13 protein-coding genes are annotated in these 15355 nt (G+C 64.0%); 10 read left to right on the top strand and 3 right to left on the bottom strand.

The features are described from left to right. Positions 1 to 248 precede the first annotated feature (248 nt). Positions 249 to 923, top strand: a complete 675-nt coding sequence (locus LRP30_RS27465; RefSeq protein WP_249756754.1) for a Crp/Fnr family transcriptional regulator — start codon at positions 249 to 251, stop codon at positions 921 to 923. On the opposite strand, the gene LRP30_RS27460 is transcribed toward LRP30_RS27465, so the two are convergent. Beyond that, positions 920 to 2182 (bottom strand): MFS transporter, encoded by a 1263-nt coding sequence (locus tag LRP30_RS27460; RefSeq protein ID WP_249756753.1) that lies wholly within the window; start codon positions 2180 to 2182, stop codon positions 920 to 922. The genes LRP30_RS27465 and LRP30_RS27460 overlap by 4 nt on opposite strands. Before the next feature lie 294 nt (positions 2183 to 2476). On the opposite strand from LRP30_RS27460, the gene LRP30_RS27455 reads away from it, so the two are divergent. Both LRP30_RS27455 and LRP30_RS27450 read left to right on the top strand, forming a co-directional pair. Beyond that, positions 2477 to 5791 carry an adenylate/guanylate cyclase domain-containing protein gene (locus LRP30_RS27455; protein ID WP_249756752.1) on the top strand — a complete coding sequence of 1105 codons (3315 nt, stop codon included), beginning with the start codon at positions 2477 to 2479 and terminating at the stop codon, positions 5789 to 5791. A 15-nt stretch (positions 5792 to 5806) separates the two neighbouring features. Next, positions 5807 to 6487 (top strand): peroxiredoxin-like family protein, encoded by a 681-nt coding sequence (locus tag LRP30_RS27450; protein ID WP_091891877.1) that lies wholly within the window; start codon positions 5807 to 5809, stop codon positions 6485 to 6487. 110 nt (positions 6488 to 6597) lie between these two features. Here the strand turns inward: LRP30_RS27450 and LRP30_RS27445 are convergent, their stop codons facing one another. Further along, positions 6598 to 7437, bottom strand: coding sequence for a uroporphyrinogen-III synthase (locus tag LRP30_RS27445; RefSeq protein ID WP_249756751.1), 840 nt, complete (start codon positions 7435 to 7437; stop codon positions 6598 to 6600). Positions 7438 to 7577: 140 nt separating this feature from the next. On the opposite strand from LRP30_RS27445, the gene purU reads away from it, so the two are divergent. Then, entirely contained in the window at positions 7578 to 8441 is an 864-nt protein-coding gene (gene purU, locus LRP30_RS27440; RefSeq protein WP_249756750.1) for a formyltetrahydrofolate deformylase, read from the top strand. A gap of 42 nt (positions 8442 to 8483) precedes the next feature. Here the strand turns inward: purU and LRP30_RS27435 are convergent, their stop codons facing one another. Beyond that, positions 8484 to 8777 (bottom strand): hypothetical protein, encoded by a 294-nt coding sequence (locus LRP30_RS27435; protein ID WP_249756749.1) that lies wholly within the window; start codon positions 8775 to 8777, stop codon positions 8484 to 8486. A 597-nt stretch (positions 8778 to 9374) separates the two neighbouring features. On the opposite strand from LRP30_RS27435, the gene LRP30_RS27430 reads away from it, so the two are divergent. The 6 genes from LRP30_RS27430 (at position 9375) to LRP30_RS27405 (ending at position 15296) form a co-directional block, all read left to right on the top strand. Beyond that, positions 9375 to 10553, top strand: a complete 1179-nt coding sequence (locus tag LRP30_RS27430) for an ABC transporter substrate-binding protein (RefSeq protein WP_249756748.1) — start codon at positions 9375 to 9377, stop codon at positions 10551 to 10553. Positions 10554 to 10739: 186 nt separating this feature from the next. Further along, the gene (locus LRP30_RS27425; protein WP_128938838.1) at positions 10740 to 11609 is read left to right on the top strand and encodes a branched-chain amino acid ABC transporter permease; all 870 of its coding nucleotides are present in this window, start codon (positions 10740 to 10742) and stop codon (positions 11607 to 11609) included. Positions 11610 to 11617: 8 nt separating this feature from the next. Then, positions 11618 to 12646 carry a branched-chain amino acid ABC transporter permease gene (locus tag LRP30_RS27420; protein ID WP_128938837.1) on the top strand — a complete coding sequence of 343 codons (1029 nt, stop codon included), beginning with the start codon at positions 11618 to 11620 and terminating at the stop codon, positions 12644 to 12646. After that, positions 12643 to 13398, top strand: a complete 756-nt coding sequence (locus LRP30_RS27415) for an ABC transporter ATP-binding protein (protein WP_128938836.1) — start codon at positions 12643 to 12645, stop codon at positions 13396 to 13398. The genes LRP30_RS27420 and LRP30_RS27415 overlap by 4 nt, the downstream gene beginning before the upstream one ends. Then, complete coding sequence (locus LRP30_RS27410; RefSeq protein WP_128938835.1) at positions 13391 to 14107, top strand: ABC transporter ATP-binding protein; 717 nt, start codon at positions 13391 to 13393, stop codon at positions 14105 to 14107. The genes LRP30_RS27415 and LRP30_RS27410 overlap by 8 nt, the downstream gene beginning before the upstream one ends. 70 nt (positions 14108 to 14177) lie before the next feature. Next, positions 14178 to 15296, top strand: a complete 1119-nt coding sequence (locus LRP30_RS27405) for a cobalamin-independent methionine synthase II family protein (protein ID WP_128938834.1) — start codon at positions 14178 to 14180, stop codon at positions 15294 to 15296. The last annotated feature ends 59 nt before the right edge of the window (positions 15297 to 15355 follow it).

The raw sequence follows: 15355 nt of genomic DNA, 5'->3' as shown, positions 1-15355 counted from the left end.
ATGCAGCCATTGGTCTCGACCGGACCCCGCGCCGCCTTCGTTCCCATCAGGGATCAAAAGCCGCATCGCCCAAGGTGGCTCTCAATACGGGAAAGCGCTATTTTGAAATGTCTTCGGCCTGACAATTCGGTGACAAAGTTTTTCGGGCGGGTGCGGCGTCCATCTTTCGTCGGATGGCCGCCGAGGTGATTATGTTGCAGTGCAACAGAAGCGCGGAGTGACGAAACGGTGCGGCTGGCCTCTCCATCATGATTTCAGAGGATCATCTGAAGCGCATCGCCGCCTGGTCGCGCGAGCTCACGGAGGCCGAGATCGAGGTCGCACGCGCCGGAGTCACCGAGCGGTCCTACGGCACCGGCGAGACTGTGTTCATGCGCGGCGACAGCTTCGACTATTGGGCCGGCATGGTCTTTGGCCTTGCCCGGATGGGCGGGGTGTCGCGCGACGGCAAGGAGACCAGTCTTGCCGGGCTGACTGCAGGCGCCTGGTTCGGCGAAGGCAGCGTGCTCAAGAACGAGCCGCGACGCTACGACGTGGTCGCGCTGCGCGACAGCCGGGTTGCGCTGATGGAACGCAGCGCCTTCATGTGGCTGTTCGAGAACAGCGTCGGCTTCAACCGCTTCCTGGTCCGCCAGCTCAACGAGCGGCTCGGCCAGTTCATCGGCATGCTCGAGGTCAACCGCACGCTTGACGCCACCGCCCGCCTTGCCCGCAGCATCGCCTCGCTGTTCAACCCGATCCTCTATCCCGAATCGACCGCGCATCTGGAGATCACCCAGGAGGAGATCGGCGCGCTCTCCGGCATGTCCCGCCAGAACGCCAACCGCGCGTTGAACCGGCTGGAGAAAGAGGGGCTGCTGCGGCTTGAATATGGCGGCGTCACCATCCTCGCTATCGAGCGGCTGCGCAGTTACGGGGATTAGCGCGCATTGGCGGGGGCGTGCACCGGCCAGAGGTCGGCGCGCCAGCGGATCGCGATCGCCAGCATCGCGATGATGCCTGCGGCGGCATAAAGCGATCCCGTCGCGGAATAGCCGATGACATCGATCAGGCTGCCGGCCGCGAGCAGTCCGAGCGGCAGGCCGTAGATCACCATCATGCGGACGCCCATGACGCGACCGCGCAGATGTGCGCTGGCCGTCCGCATCAGGATCACAGCTGCCGAGATCATCGACATGCTCTGCGCAATACCGGCGAGGACGAGGCAGGCCATCGCCACCGGCATGGTCCTGATCTCGACGAACACCAGCAGCATGGCGTACCAGGCCAGCGTCGCGCCGATCAGGAGCCGGGCAATGCGCAATCCGCCGACCAGGCTCAGCGTGATGGAGCCGGTCAGCGAGCCGACGGCGAAGCTCGCCGAGAGATAGCCGAGGCCGGTCTGGTCGGTCTGAAAGATCTCCCGCGCGATGTAGGGCAGCAATCCTCCGGTGAAAGGAAACGCGGTGAGATTGGCCAGGAAGGCGACGCACAGCGCCGCGCGCATTCCCGGGCCATTCCAGGCGTAGACGATCCCCTCCTTGAGGTCGCCAAATAGTCGGGAAACGGCGTGGCTGTTGGCCGGGAGATCGCTTGTGGTGAGGGTCCTTTTCGGCCGGGTCAGGCAGAGCATGAGCAGCGCGGCCACGAGGTAGAGGCAGGCGATCGCCACATAAACGAGGCCGATGCCGAGGACGGCGAACAGTCCGGCGCCCGTCAATGCTCCGGCGATGCGGGCGCTGTCCTGGGTGGTGCGCGCAACGCTGATAGCGCCGACGAGTTGCTCCGCCGGCATGATCTCGGCAAGCAGCGCCCCCCGGACGCCGAGGTCGGAGGGGCGAATCAGGCCCATGATCGCGACGATGATCATGACGCTCAGCGGCGACAAATGACCGATCAACGCCAGAACCATGATGGTCGACGAGAGTACCGTATAGGCAAGACGCATCGCGACCAGCAGGTCGCGATGACCCATGCGGTCGCCGATCATACCGAATACCGGCGCGACCAGTGTCCCGACGAACTGGAGTGATGCAAGCACGGTGAGCAGCAGCACCGAGCCGGTCTCGACCAGGATGTACCAGCCGAGCACCAGCGTCTCGACCTCGAACGCCCAGGAGGTGAGCAGGTCGGACGGCCACTGGAAGCGATAGTTGCGGATGCGGAATGGCGCGAGCGCGGAAGGTCGTGCGGATGCGCTCAAGATGCGATGACGGGTTTCACGGCGATTCCCTGCCCTCTTTTATTTGTTCTTCTGTTTGGAAGGGTAGCCCCGGCGATGGCCCTGTCAATTGACGCTACCGCATGCCACCATGCTTTGCCGACGACGTGCGGTGCGGCAGTGCGCCCGCAGCATTGCTTCGTCGCCCATATTGAGAGGTAGGCTTGCGCCGCTTGCTCTTCCGGCGCGCAGAGCCCATTCTGATCCTGCATCCTGGGACCCATTTGGTAGGGGCCAGCAGATTGCGTTATCGCGGCTTCCGCGAGGTCTTGAGCCATGAACTGCTCGGGTTGTGGTTTCGAGGTTCAGAGCGGCTTTGCCTTCTGCCCGAATTGCGGCACGAAGCAGCCGAACGCGTGCCCCGGCTGCGGCTTTCCGTGTGCACCGGATTTTGTCTACTGCCCGAAATGCGGCTCCCTGATCAGCGGGGCCACCAACGACGGCGGACAGGCATCGGCGCAGACGAGCCCAGCGACACTCCCAATCAGATCGTCTTCGCCACCGCTCCTGCAGACGGCTCAACACGCATTTCGACCGCAGTCGGACAACGTCGATAGCGAAGCAAACCGCCGCACCATAACCGTGCTGTTTGCCGACCTCAGCGGCTTCACTGCGATGAGCGAGCGGCTCGACCCAGAGGTCATGCAGACGCTTCAGAACCAGTTGTTCGAGGAGTTGACGGCCGCGGTGCAGAGCTTTGGCGGCTTCGTGGACAAGTTCATCGGCGATGCGCTGCTCGCGCTGTTTGGTGCGCCGACTGCGCACGAGGACGACCCCGAGCGGGCGGTCCGCGCTGCCCTCGACATGATCAGCCGGACGGCGCGCCTCAGCGAGCGCGCGAAGGCCTATGCCGGTTCACCGTTGCAGCTCCATGTCGGCATCAACACCGGCCACGTCGTCGCGGGTGGGTTAGGCGTGGGCGTTGCCAAATCCTATTCGGTGACCGGCGATACCGTGAATACGGCGCAACGATTGCAGTCGATGGCGTCTCCGGACGAGGTGCTGGTCGGGCCGTTGACCCACCGTCTGACGCGGCATGCGTTCTCCTATGATTCGCTCGGAGAGATCTCGCTCAAGGGCAAGATGGGCAGCGTTCTGGTCCATCGTCTGAGGGGACCGCTCGATACGCCCCGCGCGGCACGCGGCCTCGACACGTTGGGCCTCGATGCACCACTGATCGGGCGCGACGCCGAGCTTGCGCGCGTGATCGGCAGCCTTGATCGCGCGTGTGGCGGCGCGGCTCAACTGGTGCGGCTGGTTGGCGAAGCGGGCATTGGGAAAACGCGGCTGGTGAACGAATTCGTCGCCCGCATCCGCGATGAGGATCGCTTCGCAGGCGTGGCGATCCGACGGGCGGTCTGCTCGCCGCTTGGCGAACAGTCCTACGGAGCACTCGCCGCCGTGCTGCGTAGCGCCTATGGCATCGCACAGAAGGCCGGCGCCGCGGAGGCAGAGACGAAAGTTGCGGAAGCGCTATCGGAGCTCGGCCTCGCGGCCGAGGAGGCCGACCGCCTGATGCCTCTCTACTTGCACGTTCTTGGTCTTGGCGATCCCAACGCCGTGCTCAGGCATGTCGAACCGGAACAGCTCCGGCGGCAGATCTTTTTCGCGATCCGTACCGTCTTCGAACGCCGCCTCGCCTTGTCGCCGCTCCTGATCATCGTCGAGGATCTGCATTGGGCCGACGCGGTGTCGCTTGAAGCGTTGCGGTTCCTGATGGACCGGCTGGAGCGGACGCGGCTGATGCTGCTGTTTACACATCGGCCAGCGCTGGTGGATCAGTTCGGTTCGAGCAGGATCAGTCACACGACCATTCGGCTGCCTCCACTTGGCGATGCTGACGGACGAAGGCTGCTCGCGGCGTATTTCAGTCACGGTTGGCGGGAACCGCCGGGACATTTGTTCACCCGAATCCTCGATCGCGCAGGCGGAAATCCGCTTTTCCTCGAGGAGATCATCCGCGGTCTCATCGAAGGCGGGGCCCTGGAGCGTGACGGCGCGCAGTGGCGGATGAAATCGGATGAAGCCGCCGCCGATATTCCAGCAAGCATTCAGGCGTTGTTGTTGGCGCGCCTCGACCGGTTGCCGCATCAGGTACGCCAGGTGGCCCAGGAGGCCGCGGTGATCGGTCCGCGCTTTGATGCGGCTGTTCTCGGTGCGGCGGCAACCGAGCCGGCAAGGGTCGAAGCAGGGCTCGAACTTCTGTGCGACGCCGAGCTCATCGAGGAGGTCGCGGGCTCGAGTTCGATGTCGCTGCGGACCTATCGCTTCACGCAGACCATGCTTCAGGACGTGATCTATCAAAATCTGCTTTTGCAGCGTCGGGTCGAGCTCCATGGACGGATTGGTGCCGCGCTGGAGCGGCTCTATGGCAACGAGCCGGAGCGGCTCGAAGACCTCATCCAGCTCGGACACCATTTCAGCCTGAGCGCAAGCAAGCCGAAGGGCGCGCGCTATCTGCGCGCGGCCGGCGATCGCGCACGCGCGAGCTATGCCAACGACGATGCCATCCGCTTCTACCAGCAATCCCTTGCCGTGCTCCTGAGCGGCGGCGAACGGCCGCCGGAGCGCCTCGTTCTGTATGAGCGCATCGCGGACCTCAGTCGCGCGGTTGGCCGGCGAAGCACGGCCGAGGAGCACTATCAGAGCGCGCTGGAAGGGCATCGCACGGCCGGGGACCGCATCGCCGAAGCGCGAATTCTTCGCAAGCTCGGCGGATTGCTATGGGACGCCGGCAAGCGCATCAGGGCAGAGGAGCGCTATGCCGAGGCGGCAGAACGGCTCGGCGGGACCGACGCGCCCATCGAGTGGGCGCACCTCCTCCAGGAGCGCGGCCGTCTCGCGTTTCGCGTGGGCGATCACGTCGCCGCCGCGCGGTGGGCCGACGAAGCGCTCGGCTACGCGCGGTCGGTGCCGGCGAACGCGGACGAGCAGGCGGGTCTCGAGGCGGCGCGCGCCATTGCGGAGGCGCTCAACACCAAGGCGGTTGCGCTGGCGCGGCTTGGGCGAAACCAGGAGGCGGTGAACGAGGTGGAGCAAAGTGTCGCGGCAGCCGAGACCGCCGGCCTCCTCAACGTGGCGTGCCGCGGCTACACCAACCTTGGCGTGCTCTACACGATCGTCGACCCGGCGCAAGCCATGGCGGTTTGCCGGCGCGGCCTCGATGTAGCGAATCGTATCGGCGATCTCGGCTTCCAGGCGCGCCTTCTGGCCAACCTTGCCGTCGCCTGTTGCACCTTCACGGATAGATGTACCGAGGAGGGGGTGCCGGCTGCCGAAAAGGCGATCGAGATCGACCGCGCGCTCGATCAGCGCGAGCATCTCCCGGTACCCTTGATCGTGCTCGGGCAGATCCATCAATGCCACTTCCGCCCCGACATGGCCGCGCGCTGCTACAACGAGGCCATCGAGGTGGCGAGCGAGACCGGCGAGCCGCAGCAGCTGTTTCCGTGCTATGATGGTCTTGCGACACTGAATCTTGATCGAGGCGACATGCCCGAGGCCGAGCGGTATTTCGCGCTGGCCCATGATGTCTGCGCCCGGCACGGGCTCGATCCCGCAGGGCTGATCGTACTGCCGTTCCTTGACTAGCCAGGGAGTTCAACCATGTCAGACCGTCATGTAGATGGAACACTTCAGCCGGGCGATCGCGCACCGAACATCGTGCTGGACGCCATCACACGCGAAGGAAAGATCGCGCTCGAGGATTATCGCGGGCATAGTCCCATACTGGTGGGCCTGTTTCGTGGTCTGCACTGCCCGTTCTGCCGGCGCCATATCGCGGCGCAGGCGCAGCTTGATGGCGCGCTGCGCGGGAAGGGGATCGAAAGCCTCACGGTCGTCAACACGCCGATCGACCGGGCGCGGCTCTATTTCCGCTATCACCCATTGCCCAATCTGCTTGCCGCGTCCGACCCCGATCGGGTCTCGCACCGCGCATTCGGCCTGCCTAATATCGAGTTCACGGAAAACGAAACCGAGTGGCCACGCAAAGTGGGCATGGACGCGGTCATGAGCATGCAGGTGGACATGCCCGGCGAGTTGCCCAGCCCGATGAACCGGCCGGCAGCCGCGGAGTACCTCAACAAGAAGGACGGTTATGAGATGACCGAAGCCGACCAGCGTATGGCCGCAACAGGCACGGGGCAGCTGTTTGGCCAGTTCCTGCTCGACCGGGAAGGGATCGTGCGCTGGACGTTCACCGAGGTTCCCGGCGGCGGCCAGCGCATGTTCGGAGCGCCGAGCCCACAGGAGCTGATGTCGGCCGCCTCGCAGGTGGCAGGCTAAAGCATCCGGAAAAGTGGGCAGCGGTTTTCCGAAAAGATCATGCTCAAACAATAACCTAAAGCGCGATGACGAGTCATCCTAATCTCATCGCGCTTTAGGCATCTTGGCGATTAACCCGCCACCCTCGGTCGTTTCTCGGCGAGCGCCGCAGCCATCGCCGAGATCAGTGGGCGCATGAAATAATGATCTTCCACCGGCGAGACATCAGTGCGCAATCCGTGCGCGGCGAGCTCGCCCGAGACCGCCGGGCCGACTGAAGCAATCAGCGTCCGTTCGAGGCCGGCGCGAAGGCGTGCCTCGCTGCCGTGCACCTTCGCGGCCTCGAACAGTCGGCGGACCTGGCCGAGATTGGTCAGCGCGATGGAATCGATCCGCCCCTCGGCCATTTCGTCGATCGCGGCGACGATGTTGGCATCTGCCGCCTTGGAATCGTAGACATAGGGCAGCACGGTATCGACCTCGGCGCCTTGCGCGGCGAGCGCGCCGGTCAGCGCGCTGTGGTCCTTGTCCGGATAGAGCTGCAGACCGAGACGGTGGCCCTTCAAGTCGAGCCCGCCCAGCATATCGATCACGCCCTCGGTGGTCGGCTTCTCCGTGGTCTGCTGCGCGTCGAGGCCAACCTCGCGCAGCGCCCTGCCAGGCTTCGGGCCGCGGGTGAATTTTCGTGATTTGGCAAGCGCTGCCACGAGAGCCTGATCGAGCCCGCGAGCGACGGCGAGCTTCATGAGCCGCCGCAGGCCTTCGCCCGTCATCAACACGAGGTCGTCGAACGGCTTGTCGATGGCGCGGCGGATCCAGGCCTCGACCGGCGCCGGGTCCGGCGCGTCGTGGATGGTGAACATCGGGCACTGCACGACCTCGGCGCCTTGCTCGGCCAGAAGCTTCGCAAACTGCGCCTCCTCACGCGTTTCCAGGATCAGGATGCGGGTGCCGTTCAAGCGGTCGGCCATGGGCCTGCTCCGGTCAAAAATCGCAATGGTACGTTCATCCTGACTCTGTGCCCGGGATTGGCGCAAGAGTGGGTCAGTGCTAGAGCGGGCGCAAATCGCGGGTCGTTTCGCTTCATTTGCCCAAACCTTCATCAAGAGCCATGCCTTATCATCAATATGTCCTGACCCTGTCCTGTCCGGATCGCCCCGGCATCGTCTCGGCGGTGTCGACGTTCCTGGCCCACAACGGGCAGAACATTCTCGACGCCCAGCAGTTCGACGACGTCGAGACCAAGAAGTTCTTCATGCGCGTGGTGTTCACCGCGGCTGATCTCGCCGTGGAACTGTCGGCGCTCCAGACCGGCTTTGCGGCAATCGCCGAGCGTTTCGGCATGGAATGGCAGATGCGCGACCGTGCCGCGCATCGCAAGGTGATGTTGCTGGTGTCGAAGTCCGACCACTGCCTGGTCGACATCCTCTATCGCTGGCGCACCGGCGAATTGCCGATGATTCCCACCGCGATCGTCTCCAACCATCCGCGCGAGGTTTATGCCGGGCTCGATTTCGGCGGCATTCCGTTCCGCCACCTGCCTGTAACCAAGGAGACCAAGCACGAGCAGGAGGCGCAGATCCTCGACCTCGTCGCCAGCACGGGCACCGATCTCGTCGTGCTCGCCCGCTACATGCAGATCCTATCCGACGATCTCTCGGCAAAACTGTCGGGGCGCTGCATCAACATCCATCACTCGTTTCTGCCGGGCTTCAAGGGCGCAAAGCCGTATCACCAGGCTCATGAGCGCGGGGTCAAGCTGATCGGCGCCACCGCGCATTACGTCACGCGCGATCTCGATGAGGGCCCGATCATCGACCAGGACGTCGAGCGCATCAGCCATCGCGATACGCCGGAGGATCTGGTCCGCAAGGGCCGCGATATCGAGCGACGCGTGCTCGCCCGCGCGATGCGCTATCATCTTAACGACCGCGTCATCCTCAACGGCCGCAAGACCGTGGTGTTCGTGGATTGAGTTGTTCACCTCTCCCCGCGTGCGGAGAGAGGGCGTACAATCTTAACGCACCGCGTTGCCCGACGTTGTCCCCGTCGCGCCCTTCTGCGCCTGCTCTTCCTTCTCGCGATCGGCTGCCGGCAGCAGCCGCTTGCGTTCGCGTTCCTTCATGTAGGCGTCGTATTGCGGCGTGCCCGGTCGTGGCGGAGCGTCGGCCGGCAGGCCACCGGCCCATTGCGGGACGTAGTCGCCCATGCCGGCGGAGAGCTTTTCGTTGACCGTGCCGCAGCCTGCAAGGTCCGAAGCCAGCAGAGCGACGACGGCAGCGATCGAAAGCGAACGGAAACGCATGAGCATCTTCTACGTCGTGCCCGATCGGGCACGTGTGATGGGACGCCGAACGGGCGCGAGCGGCGGACTGTAGTCCTCAATAAGCAAAATTGGCCTATTCGAAGACAGATTCTTTTGTATACATGAAGGTATTTTAGTAGCGATATTTCGGTCTTGAGAGGGCCATCCTAGCTGGTATGGTATACATAGCGTATTCACTAGTTAGGAGATGGCCGGCAACCGTGAGGCTCAACGGCAAAAGCATCCGGGGATGTTCAAATTCGGCAAATGAGAGGCGGAATTCTCCATCCACGCTGCCGTGGCGCCTCTTAGAGTGCCGCATCAAATTCGCGGCAAACTGGCTTGAGCAACGAAGGGCTTTTTCGTTGACAAGACCATTTTCGTTGACAAGACCATTTTATTTGTACAATCGTACAAATCTCCCTGCTGTCGTCGACGGGACCGCGCGCTTGCGCCGAATGGTCGCCCAACGTCCGATTGACAACGGGGTTGCAGAGGACGCCATGTGGCCGCACGGCATGGCTTGTCCGCGAGTTAAAGCGCGGCAAGGACCGGGCACTCGGTTCAGGGCACAAAGTCGGGAATTAAGGGGAGGGAGATCTGATGTTCGTACGCAAGCCATTTTCTTGGGCGGCCGCGGTGGCTGCCATTTCGGGCCTCGCTGCCATCGCGCCTGCGAAGGCGCAGGACACCGTCAAGGTTGGTCTGATCCTGCCGATGACCGGCGGCCAAGCCTCGACCGGCAAGCAGATCGAGAACGCGATCAAGCTGTACATGCAGCAGAAGGGCGACACCGTCGCCGGCAAGAAGGTCGAGATCATCCTCAAGGATGATGCCGCGATTCCCGACAAGACCAAAACCGCCGCGCAAGAGCTGATCGTCAACGACAAGGTCAACTTCATCGCCGGCTTCGGCGTGACGCCCGCCGCGCTCGCGGCCGCGCCGCTCGCAACGCAAGCCAAGCTCCCGGAAGTCGTCATGGCGGCCGGTACCTCCATCATCACCGAGCGGTCGCCCTACATCGTGCGCACCAGCTTCACCCTGGCACAGTCCTCCACCATCATCGGCGACTGGGCAGTCAAGAACGGCATCAAGAAGGTGGCGACGTTGACCTCGGACTACGCGCCGGGCAATGACGCGCTGAACTTCTTCAAGCAGCACTTCACCGCCGGTGGCGGCGAGGTGGTCGAAGAGGTCAAGGTGCCCTTGCAAAATCCTGATTTCGCGCCGTTCCTCCAGCGCATGAAGGACGCCAAGCCCGACGCGATTTTCGTGTTCGTGCCGGCGGGGCAGGGCGGCAACTTCATGAAACAGTATGCCGAGCGCGGCCTCGATAAGGCTGGCATCAAGGTGATCGGACCCGGTGACGTCACCGATGACGACCTGCTCAACAACATGGGCGATGCCGTGCTCGGCACGGTCACCGCGCATCTCTACTCCGCAGCGCATCCCTCGCAGATGAACAAGGATTTCGTCGCCGCTTACAAGAAAGCGTTCGGCAACCGTCCGGGCTTCATGGCGGTGAGCGGCTATGACGGCATCCACCTGATCTACGAAGCGCTGAAGAAGACCGGTGGCGACACCAACGGCGACAAGCTGATCGAAGCCATGAAGGGACAGAAGTGGGAGAGCCCGCGCGGCCCGATCTCGATCGACCCCGAGACGCGCGACATCGTGCAGAACATCTACATCCGCAAGGTCGAGAAGGTCGACGGCGAGCTCTACAATGTGGAGTTCGCGACCTTCGACGCCGTCAAGGATCTCGGCAAGACCAAGAAGTGACGCGCTCTTCTACACCTCTCCCGCTTGCGGGAGAGGTCGGCGCGAAGCGCGGGTGAGGACTCTCTCAATACGGGAATGTCTCGTTGCGGAGATACGCTCTCCCCAGCCCTCTCCCGCAAGCGGGAGAGGAAGCACAGCAGCCTACTCCGCTAGACCTCATATTTTCTCGACAACGACCTGTCATCGATGACCGCAATCCTCACCAACCTGTTCGATGGCGTTGCCTACGGCATGCTGCTGTTCGTGCTCGCCTGCGGGCTCGCGGTCACCCTCGGCCTGATGAACTTCGTCAACCTCGCACATGGCGCCTTCGCCATGGCCGGGGGCTATGTCTGCATGGTGCTGGTCAACCGGATGGGCTGGCCGTTCTTCGCCGCGCTGCCGCTCGCCTTCGTCTCCGCAGCCGCGATCGGCATTGCGCTCGAACGCACGCTCTACCGCCACCTCTATGCGCGCAGCCATCTCGACCAGGTGTTGTTCACCATCGGCCTGACCTTCATGTCGGTGGCGGCCGTGGACTACATCCAGGGTTCCTCGCGCGTCTTCATCAATTTGCCCGCTGCGCTCCAGGGCCAGTTCGATGTGTTCGGCGTCGGCATCGGCCGCTACCGGCTGATGATCATCGTGATCTGCGGCCTGCTCACCATTGGCCTGCAGATGGTGCTGGCCAAGACCCGCTTCGGCAGCCGCCTGCGCGCCGCGGTCGATGATCCCCGCGCCGCGAGCGGCCTCGGCATCAACGTGCCACAAGTGTTCGCCTTCACCTTCGCTTTCGGCTGCGGGCTCGCCGGCCTCGGCGGCGCGCTGAGCGCCGAGATCCTGGGCCTCGATCCGTATTTTCCGCTGAAATTCATGATCTACTTCCTGATCGTGGTCACCGTCGGCGGTTCGTCCTCGATCACCGGGCCGTTCCTGGCCTCGCTCCTGCTCGGCATCGGCGACGTCGCCGGAAAGTATTACGTGCCGAAGATGGGCCCCTTCGTGATCTACACCATGATGATCGTGATCCTGATCTGGCGCCCGAACGGCCTGTTTGGCCGCACGGCCGCGCGTTGAGTTCGCCGATGAGCGCTTCCTCCGACGTCGGTTATCACGCCCAGCGCCAGGCGCGCTGGCACTATGGCGAAGTCGCCTTCTGGCTCATCGTATTGGCCTGCGGCTTCGCCTTTCCCACGCGCTATCTGATCATGACCGACATCCTGCGGCTGGCGCTATTCACGATGTCGCTCGATCTCATCCTCGGCTATGCCGGCATCGTCTCGCTCGGCCATGCCGCCTTCTTCGGCGTCGGCGCCTATGCGGCGGGACTTCTCGCGCTGCACGGCATCATCAAAGAGCCCGTGCTGGCGCTGATCGTCGCCGGCCTTGCGGCGATGGTGCTCGGCTTTGCCACCAGCTTCCTGGTGATCCGCGGCGTCGACCTGACCCGGCTGATGGTGACGCTCGGCATCGCCCTGCTGCTGGAAGCGCTGGCCGAACGCTTCTCCAACATCACCGGTGGCACCGACGGCCTGCAAGGCATCGAGATGCAGCCGATCTTCGGCGAGATCCCCTTCGACATGTTCGGCAAAGCCGGCTTCTTCTACTCGCTGGCCGTGCTGTTCCTCCTGTTCCTGCTCGCCCGCCGCGTCGTGCATTCGCCGTTCGGCCTGTCGCTGCGCGCGATCAAGAACAATCCGCTGCGGGCCGCCGCCATCGGCATCCCCGTCAACCGCCGCCTGATCGCGATCTACACGCTGGCGGCGTTCTATGCCGGCATTGCGGGGGCGCTGTTCACCCAGACCACCGCGATCGCCTCGCTCGACGTGTTTGCGTTCGAGCGCTCGGCTGATTTGATGCTGGTGCTGGTCATCGGCGGCACCGGCTATCTCTATGGCGGGCTGATCGGCGCGGTGGTGTTTCGCATGCTCCAGGAATTGTTCTCGACCATCACTCCGCAATACTGGCAGTTCTGGATCGGCCTCGTGCTGGTCGTGATCGTGCTGATCGGCCGCCAGCGCCTGCACCGCTGGGTGCTCTATGTGCCGAACTTGATCATCAGGCAGGTGGCCGGGCGCAAGGCCGTCGTCGCGGTGCCGGAGAGCGACGCATGACCATCGCGCTCGAAACGAAGAATCTCGAAAAGCAGTTCGGCGGCCTGCGCGTCACGCGCGACCTGTCCTTGAAGATCGAGCAGGGCGCCCGCCATGCCCTGATCGGCCCGAACGGTGCCGGCAAGACCACGGTCATCAACCAGCTCACCGGCGTTCTCAAGCCGAACTCGGGCCGCATTCTGCTCGAAGGCCAGGACATCACGGATCTGCCCGTGCACAAGCGCGTGCTGCGCGGCCTGTCGCGCACGTTCCAGATCAACCAGCTCTACCCGGACCTGACCCCGCTCGAGACCATCGGCCTTGCCGTCTCCGAGCGCCTCGGCCATGGCGGCGACTGGTGGCGGCGGATGGGGACGCGCGGCGACGTCAACGGTGAGGTCGCCGATCTGCTCACGCGCTTCCACCTGCTCGACGTCATGAACGAGCAGACCGTGACGCTGCCTTACGGCAAGCAGCGTCTGCTCGAGATCGCGGTGGCGATCGCGGCCAAGCCCCGCGTGCTGCTGCTCGACGAGCCCGCCGCCGGCGTGCCCGAGAGCGAGCGCCATGACATTCTCGCGGTCGTCAGCGCACTGCCGCGCGACGTCACCGTGCTCCTCATCGAGCACGACATGGACCTCGTCTTCTCCTTTGCCGACCGCATCTCGGTGCTGGTCTCGGGCGCGCTGCTCACCGAGGGGCCGCCCGAACAAGTCGCGCGCGATCCGCAGGTCAAGGCGGTCTATCTCGGCGAGGAGGCGGTCAATGTCTGATCTGCTCGCGATCGACTCCCTTCGCGCCGGCTACGGCGAAGCGGTGGTGCTGCCCAACATGTCCTTGCGCCTCGCCGAAGGGCAGGTGCTGGCGCTGCTCGGCCGCAACGGCACCGGCAAGACCACGCTGATCAATTCCATCGTCGGTGTCACCCGCCGTTTCTCGGGTTCGGTCGCGCTTGCCGGCGCGGATGTCACCTCGCTTCGGCCTGACCAGCGCGCGCGCGCCGGCATCGGCTGGGTGCCGCAGGAGCGCAATATCTTCCGCTCGCTGACGGTCGAGGAGAACATGACCGCGGTGGCGCAGCCCGGCCCCTGGACGGTCGAGAAGGTCTACGAGATGTTCCCGCGGCTGAAGGAGCGGCGGAGCAATTTTGGCAACCAGCTCTCCGGCGGCGAGCAGCAGATGCTAGCGATCGGCCGCGCCCTGACCCTCAATCCGAAAGTCCTGCTGCTGGACGAGCCGACCGAGGGCCTCGCCCCCATCATCGTCGAGGAGCTGCTCAAGGCGATCGGCACTATCACCCGGGCGGGCGGCATCTGCTCGATCATCGTCGAGCAGAATGCCCAAAAGATTCTGGGGCTGGCCGACCGCGTTGTGATATTGGAGCGCGGAACAATCGTCCACGATGCCCCGAGCGCGGCGCTGAAGGCCGACCCATCCGTCCTGGAGCGCCACCTCGGCGTCGCCGGAGCGGCCGCCCATTGATCTTCGCCTCTCCCCGCAGGCGGGGAGAGGGAGTACAACTTGCGCCACTGAAATTTCGGGAGAGATAACAATGCAGCGAACCAAAGCCCCCTTCCGCGCCGACGAGGTCGGCAGCCTTCTGCGTCCCGCCAAGATCAAGGAAGCCCGCAGTCGTCTAGAGAAGGGCGAGATCTCGGCCGACGATCTGCGCAAGATCGAGGACATGGAGATCGAGAAGGTCGTGCACAAGCAGGCCTCGATCGGGCTCAAGCTTGCGACCGACGGCGAATTCCGTCGTTCCTGGTGGCACTTCGACTTCCTGGCCAAGCTCACCGGCTGCGAGCTGTTCCACCCCGACACCGGCATCCAGTTCGCGGGCGTGCAGACCCGTCACGACGCTGTGCGCGTGATCGGCAAGCTCGACTTCCCCGACAACCACCCGATGCTGGATCACTTCCGCTTCCTGAAGAAGTATGCCGACCAAGCCCACGTCACCGCCAAGATGACGATCCCATCGCCGGCCGTGCTGCATTTCCGCGGCGGTCGCAAGTCGATCTCCAAGGACGTCTATCCCGATCTCGACGCCTTCTACGAGGACCTCGGCAAGACCTATCGCAAGGCGGTGAAGGCGTTCTACGACGCCGGCTGCCGCTATCTGCAGTTCGACGACACCGTCTGGGCCTATCTCTGCTCGCAGGACGAACTGCAGAAGGCGCGCGAGCGCGGCGACAATCCCGAGGGCCTGCAGCAGATCTATGCCCGCATCATCAACTACGCGCTGGCTGAGAAGCCCGCCGACATGGTGGTGACGACGCATGTCTGCCGCGGCAATTTCCGCTCGACCTGGATCTCCTCGGGCGGCTACGAGCCGGTCGCCGAGACCCTGCTCGCCGGCACCAATTACGACGGCTATTTCCTCGAATACGACAGCGATCGCGCCGGCGGCTTCGAGCCGCTGCGCTTCCTGCCCAAGGGCAACAAGGTCGTCGTGGTCGGCGTCATCACCTCGAAGTTCGGCGAGCTCGAAAAGAAGGACGACATCAAGCGCCGCCTGGAGGAAGCCGCCAAGTTCGCCCCGCTGGAGCAGCTCGCGCTGTCGCCGCAATGCGGCTTCGCTTCGACGGAAGAGGGCAACATCCTCTCCGAGGAAGAGCAATGGGCCAAGCTCAGCCTTGCCGTGGAGATCGCGAAGGAAGTGTGGGGCAAGTAAGCGGTATGTCCGGGCTGGCGCGAGATGGAAAGCTCGCGCCACTCTATCGGTGTCGTCCC

This window comes from Bradyrhizobium sp. C-145 (genome assembly GCF_023375135.1).
Lineage (GTDB): Bacteria > Pseudomonadota > Alphaproteobacteria > Rhizobiales > Xanthobacteraceae > Bradyrhizobium > Bradyrhizobium zhanjiangense.
Note: the sequence above shows the minus strand (reverse complement) of the source record. Positions and strands in the feature narration are given on the sequence as shown.